The sequence below is a fragment of the Halostella sp. PRR32 genome, from assembly GCF_034808085.1.
Taxonomy (GTDB): domain Archaea; phylum Halobacteriota; class Halobacteria; order Halobacteriales; family Natronoarchaeaceae; genus Halostella; species Halostella pelagica.
In genome coordinates this window covers 69,528-83,640 of sequence record NZ_JAXHGL010000007.1, presented here as the reverse complement: position 1 = coordinate 83,640, position 14,113 = coordinate 69,528, and the positions used below count along the sequence as shown (strand labels likewise).

Sequence of the window (14,113 nt, the reverse complement as noted above, 5' to 3'; positions counted from 1 at the left end):
CTATAGGATGCCATACGTCGTGGCTTATCGGAGGTTCTCAAGATGGACTCAAACGATGGTACTTCCCAACCCCCACTCCAGGGCGCACATGAATCGTTGTGGATAGAGACGACACCTAAAACAGAGTACGACACCCTCGACGGAGAAATTGAGGTCGACGTCGCCATCATCGGCGGTGGCATCGCAGGTATCACTACCGCCGCTGAATTACAAGAAGCGGGAAAATCAGTCGCAATTGTCGAACGTGACCACATTCTCGAAGGAGTGGCTGGCCATACTACAGCGAAGCTGACGGCTCTCCATGGCCTCATCTACGACCATCTCATCGAATATTTCGACGAGCAACGGGCCCGACAGTACGCTGAGGCGAACCTAGCCGCCATCGACCACGTCGAGGCCACGGTAGAGGACCGGGGCCTCGACTGCGACTTTAAAAGGACAGCCGCATACACCTTTACTGAATCCTCCGACAACCGCCACCAAATTCAGGCCGAAGTCGATGCCGCTCAGCAACTGAGTCTCGCTGCTTCATTCCAAGAGTCTACGGACCTGCCTTTTGACATTGAAGCAGCAATCCGCCTCGACGATCAGGCACAATTCCATCCTCGAAAGTACCTTCTCGCACTGGCCGAAGAAATCCCAGGAGAGAGCAGTTACATCTTCGAGAACACGACAGCGATGGACGTCGAGGATGGTAGTCCCTGTCAGGTATCGACCGATTGCGGGTCGATCACCGCAGATGCGGTGGTCGTCGCGACGCACTTCCCGGTGTTCGACCGTGCACGGTACTATGAGCGATTGTATCCCAAGCGCTCCTACGTGCTGGCGGTACGCTTGCAGGGTGACGCGCCGGCAGGAATGCACTACAAACCGGAAGATCCGTACTTCTCGGTTCGGCCGCACCCTGCTGGCGAGGAATCGATGGTCCTCGTCGGAGGACAAAATCATCGAACTGGCCATAGTGATAGTACAGTTGATCGCTACCGGAAACTCGAACAGGAAGCATTCGACCGCCTGAACGTCGACGAGATTGCGTATCGCTGGTCGACACAGGACTTCGTCTCCATTGATCGAGTCCCGTTCATCGGCCTTCTCGGACCCCAGTCGGAGAACGTGTACACGGCTACGGGATTTGGCGGCTGGGGGATGACGAACGGGATCGTCGCAGGGATGTTGCTTTCAGATCTTATCGTCGATGGACAGAGCGAATGGGAAGACGTCTATCAGCCGATGCGGTTCAATGAAAACGCGTCAGCAGACCCCTTCCTTCACCACAATCAACACGACGTGAAACACTACCTCGAAGACTACACGGAGCATCCGCAGTCCGGCGACGTTGAGTCGGTCCAGCAAGGGGATGGGGCTGTTCTCGAGCTTGATGACGGACTGACCGCAGTACACCGTGACGAGGATGGCGACACTCATTCAGTGTCAGCGATCTGCTCGCATATGGGCTGCCTCGTCTACTGGAACGACGGTGAGCAGTCTTGGGATTGTCCCTGTCACGGCTCTCGATTTGCCTGTGATGGCTCAGTCCTCAATGGGCCTGCAAATAGCCCCCTCTCAGAACGTGAACTTGATGAGTAGCCCAAACATCCAAAGGCGGCAGGACACTAGGGACACCATGGCTTCTGAGACCCTCGACGGGTACGTTATCGACGTTGGATGTATCCGGAAAAACGCTCGCGATGAGCTCCTCGAAAAGGCTCGTACGCATTCGCGGGAGTGTGCGCTGATGGGTCACTGTGTCGAAAGTGGCTATGGTATCGTAACCGAAGACGATCGGTTGACTGTTCTAGACTCGGAAGCGACTCCGAAAATAGTGAATACCGTGGAGGGAAGCGACACGGAGGAAGGAATACGACTCCGTGTCCAGCGAGAAGAACAGGACGGGTCGATGGAAACGACCAGTATTGAGGAGATCAGCTAGGTAGTAGCTCAAGACCACGATTGGTCGACGAGTGAGTTCTGACCATATCAACTTCACCAGAAGGCGATGTATTCGGGCTCACTTTCAATTCCGGGTAGTGTTGGCCGACTTGATTTACAGGCGACACTTGAGAGCGCCCAATCATTTCTCTGGCAACGTGTTGATGGAGGGATGTACGAGGAAACAGCTGTGTCTGGTGGCGGTCACTGGTACTACACGGTCGTTGAGGATGACCTTGTCTTCGCACGGCAGCAATCAGGTCGGTTAGACTGGCAAGCAACAACGGATGCAGCTGGCATTCTACGTCGCCAACTCAGACTCGACGACGATCTCGACGAAATCTTTACCAGCTTCCCCGAGGAACCTACGCTCGAAAAGGCCAAACGCCAGTATCCTGGCCTCCGAGTCGTTCGTGATCCGTTCTTCCCCTGTCTGATCTCGTTTGTTTGTTCAGCACGGATGCCCGTCAAACGGATTCACGCCCTCCAGAGTAGCCTCGCACAGGAGTTTGGTAGTCCCGTCCACGTTGATGGGTCCACGTACTATGCCTTTCCCCGCCCTGACCAGTTGATGGCCGCATCGGAAAGCGACCTCCGAAATCTCGGTCTGGGATTCCGTGCACCATACGTTGAACGGACGACTCAGATGGTTGCAGACGGGGATATTACGGAGGCGTTCCTACGCGACAGATCGTACGCAGAGGTCCATGAAGATCTTCAGTCCTTCCCGGGCGTTGGTCCCAAAATAGCAGACTGTGTTTCGCTGTTTGCCTTTGGACACCTCGAAGCAGTTCCAATCGATACGTGGACACGGCGACTTATCGAGCGCTACTACCCCGGTGATGTGGCGGACTCATATGACGCCACAGCTACTGCGTTTCGGGATCGGTTCGGCGAGTATGCTGGTTATGCCCAAACCTACCTCTTTCACTATGAACGGTCGTAACTACCGAGGACGTAGCGGGAACGAAAGTCACAGAACGAACGTAGGGAGAAGCTCAGTCAGTAGAGGTACTTGATTTTGCCTGTGTTTGCTGGGGATGCTCGTGGTGGGTGACGGTACCGTCGACTGCTGTCGCACCCTGATCCCGGAGGAGATCCTCCGTTTCACCCACGCGATTATCCGGGACCATGACAGCGACTCTCGGTTGATCCAGTGCAGTAACCTGGCGAGACGTGCCTACTACACCCCCAAGAAATCCACCGATTGCGGCACCGAGCCCGAACCCGAGGAGGATAAGCATGTACTGGCCAGCGGTCATAATTGGGCTGATACGGGGAATCCAGAACATGTTCTGATCCATCATAAATAGCAGTACAGCACCGATGAGTCCACCAAGTAGTCCACCCCAAAGAAGTCCCCGTCTTTCTGGCATCTTTGTGGCTGGATCGAAGAAGGGATTATCGATATCCGGCTCATCGGGTTCTAAGCCTGCTTCACGGAGTGCTTGCTTGGCCTCTGTTGTTTCCTCGGAATCATCGAATGTGGCGACGATTCGTCTCATTGGTCACCTCGTGGTTCTTGGAGCATTGCATGGAGCTGGGCTTGGACTCGTTGACTAATCTGATCTGTGTCCCCAACGATCCATCCGTGATTGTACTTCCTGTCATACGGCGCGGACTCGTGTGGCCGAGTGAGGTTTGTGAGATAGTTCTCAACGGCGTCTGGTACTGTATCCTGCTCGACGTGGAGCATTGGTCCGTGTTTCCCGCGATGACTTTCGACGCACGCCGGGAGTGCCGTCTGCCAGTTGTCAGGGTTCGCAAAGATAAAGTTGTGACCGCTTTCAGCGATCCCCCAACCAATGTTACGGGGCCACTCGCCGAAGATCCACCCCTGATTCCGTCCGATGTCCTTGTACCCGGCGAAGCCGACGCTTAGTTCGTACGGATCAGATCCCCTCGGGATTCGCTGTACGTGGCCGAAACGTGCGAGGTCGCGAGCGACCTGTTCGCTGATCTTGCTCTCGTCGCCGAGGAGGTACATGTATGCCTCGTCGAAGCGGGCTTCAAGCTGTTCCTGGGTTGCCTCGGGGATGCGGTTCCCGTCAATGTAGAGGAAGCCGTCACCGCCGTGAGCGTTCCAGGACTGCGCCGGGATGGCGGTCTGGAGATCGTCGAGATCGGCGATAAACGTGGTGTCCCGGTGGTTGGCGTGAATCGTACTGAGGTACTGATCTGCATTGGCCGCGACTTCGATCGGTGTGTCTCCCTCAATACGTCTGGTCTTCAGCCCCATCTGTTCGACGGTCCGCTGAACGTCACTGCTGATGTAGCGCTCGCCCCCGACGATGTACACCTGCATGTTTCCGTCGACGTGAACGCCTTCCGGGTGGAGGCGCTCGATCTCCTCGCGCGTTACCTCCGGCAAGGAGTCCGGCTCCGTCAGGAGGACCGCACCGTCGATAGGGTGATGGATGAACGCCACGCCGGGAAGTGCTGCAGCGAGATCGCTGTCGCTGATGAGAATCGCTGCCCCCGGTCGGGTGTGATCGTTAATGGCGGGATAGACGTTCTGTGTGAACGCTGTCGCCGTCTCGTAGTCGTTACTCCCGGCGAGACGGGTCGTCATGCTCGTGACGGTCTCCTCGTCGAAGTCAGCCGACGCGGGTCCGCCCTGGCTACGCTCGCCTGAGGACCGGACTTCCCGATACGTGAGTGCGGCACCCCCAAGAGTTGCTCCAACTGGTAGCGCGGCGAGATCGCGCAGGAACGTCCGGCGACTACGGTCGCTCACAGTGCACCACCCGGTTTGAGGTTTTTCCGAACGAGCAGTCCGTTCACTGGCCAAGCAATGAGGAACCCGACCAGCGTAGCGAACACCATCACGCCGAACCAGAGGATGTTGTCGTCTCCTGGCATCATTGGTAGGTTGAGCATCATGAGTACCCACATTCCGCCCATCATTCCGACAGAGACACTCGTCATGCTCACGGCGACGATCTTCGCACCTTTCCTCGCTGCCGATCCGGTATCGAGCCCTTGTGAGTCCTTTAGCATCGGGATGTGGAAGACGAGCCACGATACGAGGAACGCAATGACGTACACGAGCACGATGAGGATCGTCATCGCGTTCCCGAGCCAGAATAGTGGCCCGTCGAGGACGATCATCGGTATGCCGAAGTAGTTGAGGAGGAACCCCGTCGCGATCATCGTACTTGCAGCAAAGCCAACGCCCATTGCAGTCGCTGTGGCTGCTCGAAGCCAGTACGGGCGGAGGACGCGTGGTCCCTGATCAGTTGTAACGATCTGTCTTCCCCTGTAGGAGAGCCAGTAGAGGGCCAGCCCAAATGGGCCAAGGACAAGGGTTAGCAGCGGCCAGACCATCGTCGTCCAGTCGTTCATCTCAGGTAGCCGGTGACGTGCATGGGCGAACACAAACGACGCCCCGAGGATACTGAACCCGGCCCAGATCGCAGCGAGCGATTCTAGCGGACTGAGGCCGGCCCCCTGATGGCGGTACTGCGTGATCTCAACCGCGTAATCGAGCCGGCCCTGGGACACCCAGGAAACCTGATCCGTCGACCCCATTGCGAAGAGGTGGTTAAACGGCCCTTCTGCGGGGGTCGAGAACCAGGCCGGCTGTGACTGCCACGCGTAGTTTTCAGTTACCGCTGGCAGGCTCCCGTCATCGTTGACGAGTAGGATTGGGCCAGCTTTCCCCCACTGAAGATTTGTCGACGAGACTGCGTGCTCGGGCTCACTGGGATTGACGAGCATAAAGTTGTAGTAACCGACTTTATCACGTTCATGGATTCCCCAGCCAAAGTCTCGCGACTCATCACGGAACTCTGCCACCTCGATGGCGTGGTCCTGTGGGGTGTCCCCTGAAACTCGTGTCCACTCGACGTTGAGGTCAGAGAGCGCTTCGTCACTCACGAGGCCGGGCGGTGCGAGGACATAGGCGTGTGAGGCGTTCAGTTCCTCAATTGCCTCTTGGGTGGCATCTGGGACTCCGTCTTCGTTCGCGTATAGAATTGGGTCACCAGAGTAGGCGCTCCAGGCGGCAGCGGGCAGTGCCCACTGTGGCTCGTCAGAGTTCACAATGATGACGTTGTTCTGACTGATGTCGTCAGATCCGTTCCCACGGGTGGCGATAGAAGCGGCTGTCTCAGCGGGGTTTCCACCAGAGATGTCAACAGTAGAGACGCTGGACGTGTTCGTTCCATTTGCGCTACTGGGGGGAGTGGCGTTCCCGAAGAGGAGAAGAGCGTCTTCGCTCGCCCGTAGTCGAGATGCCGCCATAGCCGTCTGCCAGTCGTTCTCGGGAACACGAACCACAGTTGAATAATTGAGACCTGAGTCAGGTGGCCGTGCAGCCCGGGCAGTGAGTTCACTCTGGCGCTGTGGATCATTGACAGGGAATCTGCTCACGTCCTTAGTCTGCATCGTGGTGTACGATTCACTCGGTGCCTGCCCGTAGTCGAACAACGTCAGCCCGACGACGAAGACCGGTTGTGTAGCGACGAGAATCGCGACAATGGCAGCGACACCCATCGCTACCAATTTCCAGATATCCATTTACTAGCTCACCCCGCGCTGTTTTCGAACGTTGCCCGTGTGGGCGCTCATTGTCTGAAAGGCATCTACACGGTCAGTTGTAGCTGGGAATTCAGGTATCATTGGTTGGCGTATGAGTAACCGTCTGTTCTTCAGACGGGGCTACGTACACGTTGTATCCTGCAAACGCGGTCACTAGAACGCCGACAGCCACGTCATTCCAAAGAAGACCTCCAGTGACTCCGGTGACAAACGGGGCAAACAGAAGCCACCCGCCAAGCAGCACGAGTATCCCAGAAATTCCCTTGCTGGGTCCACCCTGTATTCGCTCACGTGAGTAATTATACCCTGCTAATGTGGCGATCATTCCACCTACAACTACGTCGTTCCACTTGGCAGGAGACGGTGAGCCCACTATGAACGGGAAAGCCATGAGCCAGATCCCGAGGGCCCCGGTGAAGACTGTAATAGACTTCGTTGGTGTATCCATGAAAACGGGTCCAACAAATATGGACAGTTATGGAACTCTACGTTTATGAAGCCATCTCGCGGCAGGTCTCCGCACAGTCGCGGAGTACCTCAGCACAGACCTGACAGTGTTCTGCATCGTGACGCTCACATTCCTCAGCACATTCTTCACAGGCCCCGGCACAGGCCTGGGCGAGCTGCGGACTGTAGTTCGAGTCCCGTGCCATGAAGCGCGCGTGCAGCGTAGTGAGATCAGCGACGTCTCGACAGAGACGGGCACACTCTTCCATCTCCTCGTCACCGAGACACTCATCAGCGCACCACTCGCATGCTTGGGCCGCTGCGAGACAGTTATCGATACATTCAGCCATTTGTTCGTTCTCGCCTACGTGGTCGATCTGGGTCAGAGCCATTTCACTATCTCATCTAACGCGACCACACTTTGTTATCAGCACCCCGAGCCCTAACGAGAACTAGTGAGACGGCCTATTGCTGCGTAACCCTGATTTACACAATAGGTGAGACGGAGAGTAATATCGTATTTCCCCTGCATCGTCGGGAGTGATATCTAGAGAAGCAGGTCCTGCAGATCCGATTTTCCTATTAATACCGTGTTAGAGACGTCTCTTTGACGTTCCAAGGGAAAAGTGATCGGCAGCCTACGGATTTTGCAACTGGACTAAAGGTTGTTGGGACCGTAGCCCGACTATGGTCGATTCTACGATTCACACACTCAGCGCGATTTTTGCGATCATGAGTGGAACAGGAGCCGGGCTCTTAGCGCTCTTTTTCTGGCGCATTCTCCGTGAATCCCCTTTTGGTACGGTCATTGCGCTTCTCTCAGTAACGATGACCGCGACGATCGTGTATCACGTTATCCTGTTCATCCTTGAACCAGATACCGTACTATTTGCCACTATTCGAAGCGCCCTCTATACTATCGTGGCTATCTTTCTTTGGTTAGTTATCGCAACCCATCAGCAAATCAAGAATAGCGCGGTAGAAGGGTGATTAGCGGTGCTCGAAAACTCTCTGTTCACCTATTATAACCTCGCAGTTGGCCTTATAACAGGTTTCGGGGTCTTCTATTTTCTGTTCTTCAAGCCCACTGTCGTAGATTACCATCGGTTCCTCTTACTCACTGTCGCTGGACTGATACTATTCCTGATTGGTGGGCCAATCACTGAGCTATTATTCCCGTCACTGGTTCATTGGGTACACGGAGTTGCAGCCCTCTTGGTCATTTTTGGTCTCTATAATCCACTTGAAAACGACCTGCGCCGAGACGCGTGGGCAGATGTTTTTCTCCAAGAACCGATTCAGGTTCGACAGCAGGATGAATGGATGATGCCGATTGACGATGCTATTCTCGGCCTCTTCCACTCAAAGGAGCTGATTCTAACTCCTACAATTATAGCGTACAATATTGATTACAGTCGTGAGGAAGTAAACCGCCGGCTTAGTGAACTTGAAAACCGCGGGTTTGTCATAAAGGTTGAGCGCGGAAAATACCGGATTACAGAGCTGGGAAGACAGTATATCGAAGGCTCGATTTCCCATGGTCCTCTCGCTCGTTTTTGGGAGCGACGAGACCACCGAAAACAACCCTAAAGCATTACGGATTTGCAGTTTGCCTGTGAAATATCTCAGTACTTGGCTTCGAATATCCGGACTATCTTGTCCGTTAACGTCGCAAGTAAATCCGCAATTTAGGGCTGGACGGCGTCAATCATCTCCTTGATGGGGGAGTAAACTGGGGTTCCTGGCGAGGGGGAGAACTACTTTCAGGCGTGAGCGGTGTATCCGGCGTCTTCGACGGCCTCCACGAGGGTCGTGACCTCTACCTCGCCATCGACGCTCGCCTGTTCGCTCTCCCTGTCGACGGTCACGTCAGTCACGCCGGATACCTCTTCGAGGGCCTCTTCGACCGTCTGCTCACAGTGACCGCACGTCATGCCTTCCACGATGATCGTCGTCGTCATACAGGGATACACACGGCCTCCTCTCTTTAGCGGATTTCCCCTTCGATCATACTGATATCGTGGGGCTCAAACTTTAGATTCAAAGCGATACCTGCGGCCGTAACGAACTAGACATCGGATGCGCCAGGTGTCAATAGCGAGAAGGCTCAAGTATCGTTGTGACGCTCCCTGTACGTCTTCGCCGCTAAAAAGACATAGAGTGCGCCGATAGCCCGAATGCCCAAGCGGAATCGCTCGTTCCATTCTATCGACTCTGGACGCTCGTACAGGAACGCGGTGGCAAATCTCTGATACAGGTCGGGAAATAAGAGGACTATCGCGCCGAACACGCCGGTAAGATTCATCAGCAACGCGTATGCTCGCCCGTTAAAGAGTGAAAGCGCAGCTATCAGAACACCCTCCGACCGGACTGCTGGACGTATCCACCCTCTCACTGTTCCCTCGTCTGGATTCGAAATCGCGAGTTTCTCGAAGAGCTCGACGATTTCGTCCGGGAACAGCGCTGAGATAGCGCCGAGGACACCGACGAGTGTTCGAATCATACGATATGGTACGACCGATATGGATATAACTCCCACTGCGACGCTACACTATCGAGAACGAGGGGAGTCCGAACAGTAGCGGCTTCGAACCGGGCACGACGCGCAGAGGCCGCTTGTCGAATGGGCGTCCTGAATCCTTATGGATTCGGGGCATACAGGGCGTAGAGGATAGACAGCATCCCGGCTGCGGTGACGAGTGCTGCGACGAATCCTGCTTCGAAGATCGACACCTGGAGGAGTTCGAAGAGGACGCCTTCAAGGAGGCCGCCAAGCCCGACCAATGCGAAGCCGGCGGCGACGTACAGGAGTAACTGCGTGTGATGCCGTTGGTATCCGCGATAGGCCTGGTAGGCGATCACCAGCGCCAGGGCGGTCGTGAACAGCTTGCCGATGACGAATAACGTGTGTTCCATGAGTCAGTCTCCCCGCATTTCCTCGAAGATGGACGTAATCCGGTCGGCGGGGTCCGGCCGAACATCGATCTGCACGTCGAAGCCCTCTGCTTGGAGGAGTACTTCGACACGCTCGAGTCGCGCCTCGTACTCGCTGTAGTGCCGTCCGCCGGGGTCGACGTGCGTGTACTCCTCGAGGAGGCCCTGCTCGACGAGGCGGGTGACACGCCGCGAGACGGTCGGGCGTGACATATCGCATTCCTCGCTGAGCTCCTTCGCGGAGAGTCGGTCGGTCTTCGTCGCCACGAGGATGTTGCGGGCGTACTCGTCGTCGAGTGTGGCGAAGATGTCCGACGGGTCGGCCTCCTCAGTCACACGTCCGTACTCGCTACAGGAGGGTAATATAGCCCGCCGGTTTTCTGACTCAGAACGCCGGCTCGCTATTATATCGTCTCTACCCGCCTACTGATAGTTGAAGGTGCAATAATTATGTCCACACTCGACTCCGGCATGAACCAGCTTGAGAGCAGAGTCGGCGGCCTGACCGTCGGCGGGAAAGTCCACAGCCTCAGCGCGTGGTTCGTGCTGGCGCTCCGTCTCATGATGGGCTACGCGTTCGCGTACTCCGGCTTCACGAAGATCACCGGCGAGTTCGCGGCCGGCGGCTACCTCTCGAACGTTGCGGCGACGAACGGCAACCCGCTGGCGGGCCTGTTCGCGTGGATGGGTTCGACGCCGTGGTTTGTCGAGTTCGCGAACGTCGCCGTGCCGTACGGCGAGCTGTTCATCGGCCTCGGCCTCCTCGTCGGCGCGTTCGTCCGCCTCGCGGCGTTCTTCGGCGCGCTGATGATGCTCATGTTCTACTTCGGCAACTGGGACATGGGTCACGGGTTCATCAACGGGGACTTCGCGTACATGCTCGTGTTCCTCGCGGTCGCCGCGTTCGCCGCGGGCCGCATCCTGGGCCTCGACCAGTACATCGAGAACTACGACGTCGGCGGCGAGACGCTCGTCGAGCGCTACCCCGCCCTCGAATACATCCTCGGCTAACCACGCCGAGACCGTTGGGAGTACAACAATGCAAAATCCAATTCAAGCACGCGGGATTCGTTCTCTGGGATTCATCGTCGTTGGGGCACTGACTCTGGCCGTCGTCGCCGGAATGGCGCTAACGCACGCGACCGTCCCAGAATCAATGATGTGGAGCTGGCACGACGGCATGTGGAACAGCGGCCACATGGCCGGCTGGGGTGGCTGGGGCTGGGGGATGATACTGTTCGGGCTCCTGTGGATGGCACTTCTGATCGCCCTCCCAGTCTACGCCGTTTACTGGCTGACAACGCGGTCCCCTACGGACGGCCATACTGATGACAGCGCACTCGCTGTTCTCCAAGAACGGTACGCTCGTGGCGAAATCGACGACGAGGAGTTTGATCACCGTCGCGCCCGCCTGGTGTCCGACGACGATCGTTTCTGACCGCGTTGGTGTTACTGTCTGAGGAGGCGTCTGAGGACGTAGTGGAGGATTCCGCCGTGTTCGATATAGGTTACGGCGGCCGGCGTGCCGACCTGTGCTGTGACCGGGAACTCGACAGTCGACCCGTCCGCACGCTCGGCGATAACGGTCAGTTCGTCCATCACGTCGAGCCCGTCATCGAGGCCGTGGATCGTGAAGACCTCCGACCCATCCAGACCGAGAGATTCCCACGAGTCGCCATCATCGAACTGCAGGGGAAGCACACCCATGCCGACGAGGTTGTCGCGGTAGATGCGCTCGTAACTCTCGGCGATGGTTGCGCGGACACCGAGCAGGTCCGTTCCTTTCGCCGCCCAGTCCCGGCTAGACCCAGTTCCGAACTCCTCGCCAGCCATCACGACGAGCGGTATCCCCTCGTCCCGATAGCGGCGACTGGCTTCGAACACCGTGGTTTGTTCGTCGGTCGGGTGGTGGATCGTGTAGCCACCCTCGACGTCGTCGAGCATCTCGTTCTCGATTCGGACGTTGGCGAACGTCCCCCGCATCATCACCTCGTGATTGCCCCGACGTGCGCCGTAGGTGTTGAACTCGTGTGGCTCGACACCGTGATCGAGCAGCCACTGACCTGCGGGGAGGTCGGGACCGAACGGGCCGGCTGGACTGATGTGGTCGGTCGTAACGGTATCGCCGAGCGTCAGTAGACAGCGTGCGTCCTCGATATCGGCGACGCCGGGTTTCTCTACCGGGAAGTCCTTGAAGAACGGCGGTTCACGGATGTATGTCGAGTCCTCATCCCACTCGTAGACGTCACCCGTGGGCGCGTCGAGAGCAGCCCATCGCTCATCGCCCTCGAACACGGAGGCGTACTTCTCCTCGAACATCTCCGGAGAGACGTTCTCGTGGATTGCGGCCTGCACGTCCGCTGCGTCCGGCCAGATGTCCGCCAGATAGACTGGGTTACCCTCATCGTCAGTGCCCAGCGGCTCGTGTTCGAGATCGATGTCCATCCGCCCTGCGAGCCCGTAGGCGACGACGAGCGGCGGGCTCGCGAGGTAGTTCGCGCGGATCTTCGGGTGGATACGCGCCTCGAAGTTCCGGTTCCCGGAGAGAACGCTCGTCGTCCAGAGGTCGTGGTCGTCGATTGCCTGCTCGATGGGATCGGGAAGCGGCCCAGCGTTACCGATACAGGTGGTACAGCCGTAGCCGACGACGGCGTACCCGAGCTCTTCGAGATACGGAAGCAGCCCCGATTCTTCGAGATACTGCGTGACGACACGGCTACCCGGTGCGAGACTCGTCTTGACGTACGGCGGGACGTCTAGGCCTTTCTCGACGGCGTTCTGGGCGAGCAGTCCAGCAGCGATCATCACCGACGGGTTCGACGTGTTCGTACAGCTCGTGATGGCGCTGACGAGGACGTCTCCGTGTCCGATTTCGACCGTCTCACCGTCGAGGTCGACCTCGACACGTTTGGTTAACGGGTGCAGTTCCGATTCGGGTTCGACCTGAACGCCACCGTCGGTCTCCGCATCAGCTGCACCACCCTCACCGAGCCACCGCTGCAAGGCGTCCTCGTCGACATCATCGAGGTCGTCCTCGAACTCCCCGTGGAGAAGTCCCCGGAAGCTCTGTTTCACGTCCCCCATCGGAATCCGGTCCTGTGGCCGCTTGTGTCCGGCCAGACTCGGTTCGACTGTCGAGAGGTCGAACTCGACGACCTCAGTATATTCTGGTTCCTGTTCCCCGAACAGCCCTTGGGCTTCGAGGTACTCGCGAACGAGGTCGACGTGGTCGGGATCACGCCCGGTGAGTTCGAGATACTCGAGCGTCTGCTCGTCGACCGGGAACATACTGATCGTCGAGCCCTGTTCGGGCGCCATATTGGCGATCGTGGCCCGGTCGGGGACTGTGAGATTCTCCACACCGGGACCGAAGAACTCCACGAACCGGTCGACGACGCCGACCTCGCGGAGTCGTTCGGTGATGTGGAGCACGAGATCCGTAGCCGTCGCGCCCTCGGGTAATTCGCCTTCGAGACGGACGCCGACGACCTCGGGGAGTTTCATCGTGACCGGTTGACCGAGCATCGCCGCTTCCGCTTCGATGCCGCCGACGCCCCAACCGACCACACCGATGCCACCGATCATCGGGGTGTGGCTGTCCGTGCCGACGAGCGTGTCCGGCAGGAGCCAGTTCTCGCCGTCTTGCTCGCGGGCGTGGACGACCCGACCCAGATGTTCGAGATTCACCTGGTGGACGATACCGGTCCCCGGCGGGACGACGTTGAAGTTCTCGAAGGCGTTCTGCGCCCACTTGATCGCGCGATACCGTTCGGCGTTTCGCTCGTACTCCAGTTCGACGTTCTTCTCGTAGGCGTCCTCGGAGTCGAAGTAGTCGACCTGGACGCTGTGGTCGATCACGAGATCAATAGGAATCTCCGGTTCGACCAGGGTGGGATCTCGGTCTTTGCGGTCGACCTCGGATCGAAGGGCCGCCAGGTCGACGACTGCGGGTACACCGGTGAGATCTTGCAGGACGACTCGTGATGGAGAGAACGGAACCTCTGCGTCCGGTACGTCTGGCTTCCAGCCAGCAGCATTCTTGACATCCGCTGCAGTAACAGTTTCGCCGTCGGCGTTCCGGAGCACCGACTCAAGCAGAATACGGATGCTCACAGGGAGCGTGTCGAGGTCACAGAGCCCCTGCTCTTCGAGTGCTCGAAGATCGGCCATCTTGTACGTCGTCCCGTCGACGTCGAGCTCGCGGACGGCATCGAACGGAAGTGTATCAGTCATAGTATCTACACCTGGGATTGGCAGTCGT

17 protein-coding genes are annotated in these 14,113 nt (G+C 57.6%); 7 read left to right on the top strand and 10 right to left on the bottom strand.

What is annotated here, in order from left to right; genetic code table 11:
• The first annotated feature begins 42 nt into the window (after positions 1-42).
• From SM753_RS18155 to SM753_RS18145, 3 genes are all read left to right on the top strand, one after another.
• Positions 43-1,587 (top strand): FAD-dependent oxidoreductase, encoded by a 1,545-nt coding sequence (locus tag SM753_RS18155; RefSeq protein ID WP_323192655.1) that lies wholly within the window; start codon positions 43-45, stop codon positions 1,585-1,587.
• 37 nt (positions 1,588-1,624) lie between these two features.
• A complete protein-coding gene (locus SM753_RS18150; RefSeq protein ID WP_134671642.1) occupies positions 1,625-1,930 on the top strand; it encodes a hypothetical protein in 306 nt (101 codons plus the stop codon).
• Positions 1,931-1,996: 66 nt separating this feature from the next.
• Positions 1,997-2,875 carry a DNA-3-methyladenine glycosylase gene (locus SM753_RS18145; RefSeq protein WP_134671641.1) on the top strand — a complete coding sequence of 293 codons (879 nt, stop codon included), beginning with the start codon at positions 1,997-1,999 and terminating at the stop codon, positions 2,873-2,875.
• A gap of 52 nt (positions 2,876-2,927) precedes the next feature.
• Here the strand turns inward: SM753_RS18145 and SM753_RS18140 are convergent, their stop codons facing one another.
• The 5 genes from SM753_RS18140 to SM753_RS18120 form a co-directional block, all read right to left on the bottom strand.
• Positions 2,928-3,434 (bottom strand): hypothetical protein, encoded by a 507-nt coding sequence (locus SM753_RS18140; RefSeq protein WP_134671640.1) that lies wholly within the window; start codon positions 3,432-3,434, stop codon positions 2,928-2,930.
• Positions 3,431-4,666 (bottom strand): cell wall-binding repeat-containing protein, encoded by a 1,236-nt coding sequence (locus SM753_RS18135; protein WP_134671639.1) that lies wholly within the window; start codon positions 4,664-4,666, stop codon positions 3,431-3,433. The genes SM753_RS18140 and SM753_RS18135 overlap by 4 nt, the downstream gene beginning before the upstream one ends.
• A complete protein-coding gene (locus SM753_RS18130) occupies positions 4,663-6,450 on the bottom strand; it encodes a DUF4396 domain-containing protein (protein WP_134671638.1) in 1,788 nt (595 codons plus the stop codon). The genes SM753_RS18135 and SM753_RS18130 overlap by 4 nt, the downstream gene beginning before the upstream one ends.
• 91 nt (positions 6,451-6,541) lie before the next feature.
• Positions 6,542-6,919, bottom strand: coding sequence for an SPW repeat protein (locus SM753_RS18125; protein ID WP_134671637.1), 378 nt, complete (start codon positions 6,917-6,919; stop codon positions 6,542-6,544).
• 43 nt (positions 6,920-6,962) lie between these two features.
• The gene (locus tag SM753_RS18120; protein WP_134671636.1) at positions 6,963-7,310 is read right to left on the bottom strand and encodes a four-helix bundle copper-binding protein; all 348 of its coding nucleotides are present in this window, start codon (positions 7,308-7,310) and stop codon (positions 6,963-6,965) included.
• A 295-nt stretch (positions 7,311-7,605) separates the two neighbouring features.
• Between SM753_RS18120 and SM753_RS18115 the strand changes: the two genes are divergently transcribed.
• Together SM753_RS18115 and SM753_RS18110 are read left to right on the top strand one after the other, a co-directional pair.
• Positions 7,606-7,908, top strand: coding sequence for a hypothetical protein (locus tag SM753_RS18115; protein ID WP_134671635.1), 303 nt, complete (start codon positions 7,606-7,608; stop codon positions 7,906-7,908).
• 6 nt (positions 7,909-7,914) lie between these two features.
• Positions 7,915-8,508: an ArsR family transcriptional regulator gene (locus SM753_RS18110; RefSeq protein WP_167599472.1), complete on the top strand. Its 594-nt coding sequence runs from the start codon at positions 7,915-7,917 to the stop codon at positions 8,506-8,508.
• 173 nt (positions 8,509-8,681) lie between these two features.
• On the opposite strand, the gene SM753_RS18105 is transcribed toward SM753_RS18110, so the two are convergent.
• The 4 genes from SM753_RS18105 to SM753_RS18090 all read right to left on the bottom strand — a co-directional run bounded on the left by SM753_RS18105 (position 8,682) and on the right by SM753_RS18090 (position 10,188).
• The gene (locus SM753_RS18105) at positions 8,682-8,879 is read right to left on the bottom strand and encodes a heavy-metal-associated domain-containing protein (RefSeq protein ID WP_134671634.1); all 198 of its coding nucleotides are present in this window, start codon (positions 8,877-8,879) and stop codon (positions 8,682-8,684) included.
• A 146-nt stretch (positions 8,880-9,025) separates the two neighbouring features.
• Positions 9,026-9,421: a hypothetical protein gene (locus SM753_RS18100; RefSeq protein WP_004594583.1), complete on the bottom strand. Its 396-nt coding sequence runs from the start codon at positions 9,419-9,421 to the stop codon at positions 9,026-9,028.
• 137 nt (positions 9,422-9,558) lie between these two features.
• The gene (locus SM753_RS18095) at positions 9,559-9,834 is read right to left on the bottom strand and encodes a hypothetical protein (protein ID WP_004515576.1); all 276 of its coding nucleotides are present in this window, start codon (positions 9,832-9,834) and stop codon (positions 9,559-9,561) included.
• 3 nt (positions 9,835-9,837) lie between these two features.
• Positions 9,838-10,188, bottom strand: a complete 351-nt coding sequence (locus SM753_RS18090; RefSeq protein ID WP_049938495.1) for a winged helix-turn-helix domain-containing protein — start codon at positions 10,186-10,188, stop codon at positions 9,838-9,840.
• Positions 10,189-10,302: 114 nt separating this feature from the next.
• On the opposite strand from SM753_RS18090, the gene SM753_RS18085 reads away from it, so the two are divergent.
• Both SM753_RS18085 and SM753_RS18080 read left to right on the top strand, forming a co-directional pair.
• On the top strand, positions 10,303-10,863 hold the full coding sequence (locus tag SM753_RS18085) for a DoxX family protein (RefSeq protein ID WP_011222420.1): 561 nt from the start codon (positions 10,303-10,305) through the stop codon (positions 10,861-10,863).
• 28 nt (positions 10,864-10,891) lie between these two features.
• Positions 10,892-11,290 (top strand): SHOCT domain-containing protein, encoded by a 399-nt coding sequence (locus SM753_RS18080; protein ID WP_089649904.1) that lies wholly within the window; start codon positions 10,892-10,894, stop codon positions 11,288-11,290.
• An 11-nt stretch (positions 11,291-11,301) separates the two neighbouring features.
• Here the strand turns inward: SM753_RS18080 and acnA are convergent, their stop codons facing one another.
• The gene (gene acnA / locus SM753_RS18075) at positions 11,302-14,085 is read right to left on the bottom strand and encodes an aconitate hydratase AcnA (RefSeq protein ID WP_011222418.1); all 2,784 of its coding nucleotides are present in this window, start codon (positions 14,083-14,085) and stop codon (positions 11,302-11,304) included.
• Between the last annotated feature and the right edge of the window lie 28 nt (positions 14,086-14,113).

Excerpts from the sequence above, each read along its gene's own strand:
- SM753_RS18100 (WP_004594583.1), bottom strand. The coding sequence starts at position 9,421 with ATGATTCGAACACTCGTCGGTGTCCTCGGCGCTATCTCAGCGCTGTTC.
- SM753_RS18130 (WP_134671638.1), bottom strand. The coding sequence starts at position 6,450 with ATGGATATCTGGAAATTGGTAGCGATGGGTGTCGCTGCCATTGTCGCG.
- SM753_RS18145 (WP_134671641.1), top strand. The coding sequence starts at position 1,997 with ATGTATTCGGGCTCACTTTCAATTCCGGGTAGTGTTGGCCGACTTGAT.
- SM753_RS18140 (WP_134671640.1), bottom strand. The coding sequence starts at position 3,434 with ATGAGACGAATCGTCGCCACATTCGATGATTCCGAGGAAACAACAGAG.
- SM753_RS18125 (WP_134671637.1), bottom strand. The coding sequence starts at position 6,919 with ATGGATACACCAACGAAGTCTATTACAGTCTTCACCGGGGCCCTCGGG.
- acnA (WP_011222418.1), bottom strand. The coding sequence starts at position 14,085 with ATGACTGATACACTTCCGTTCGATGCCGTCCGCGAGCTCGACGTCGAC.
- SM753_RS18095 (WP_004515576.1), bottom strand. The coding sequence starts at position 9,834 with ATGGAACACACGTTATTCGTCATCGGCAAGCTGTTCACGACCGCCCTG.
- SM753_RS18155 (WP_323192655.1), top strand. The coding sequence starts at position 43 with ATGGACTCAAACGATGGTACTTCCCAACCCCCACTCCAGGGCGCACAT.
- SM753_RS18150 (WP_134671642.1), top strand. The coding sequence starts at position 1,625 with ATGGCTTCTGAGACCCTCGACGGGTACGTTATCGACGTTGGATGTATC.
- SM753_RS18085 (WP_011222420.1), top strand. The coding sequence starts at position 10,303 with ATGTCCACACTCGACTCCGGCATGAACCAGCTTGAGAGCAGAGTCGGC.
- SM753_RS18080 (WP_089649904.1), top strand. The coding sequence starts at position 10,892 with ATGCAAAATCCAATTCAAGCACGCGGGATTCGTTCTCTGGGATTCATC.
- SM753_RS18105 (WP_134671634.1), bottom strand. The coding sequence starts at position 8,879 with ATGACGACGACGATCATCGTGGAAGGCATGACGTGCGGTCACTGTGAG.
- SM753_RS18120 (WP_134671636.1), bottom strand. The coding sequence starts at position 7,310 with ATGGCTCTGACCCAGATCGACCACGTAGGCGAGAACGAACAAATGGCT.
- SM753_RS18115 (WP_134671635.1), top strand. The coding sequence starts at position 7,606 with ATGGTCGATTCTACGATTCACACACTCAGCGCGATTTTTGCGATCATG.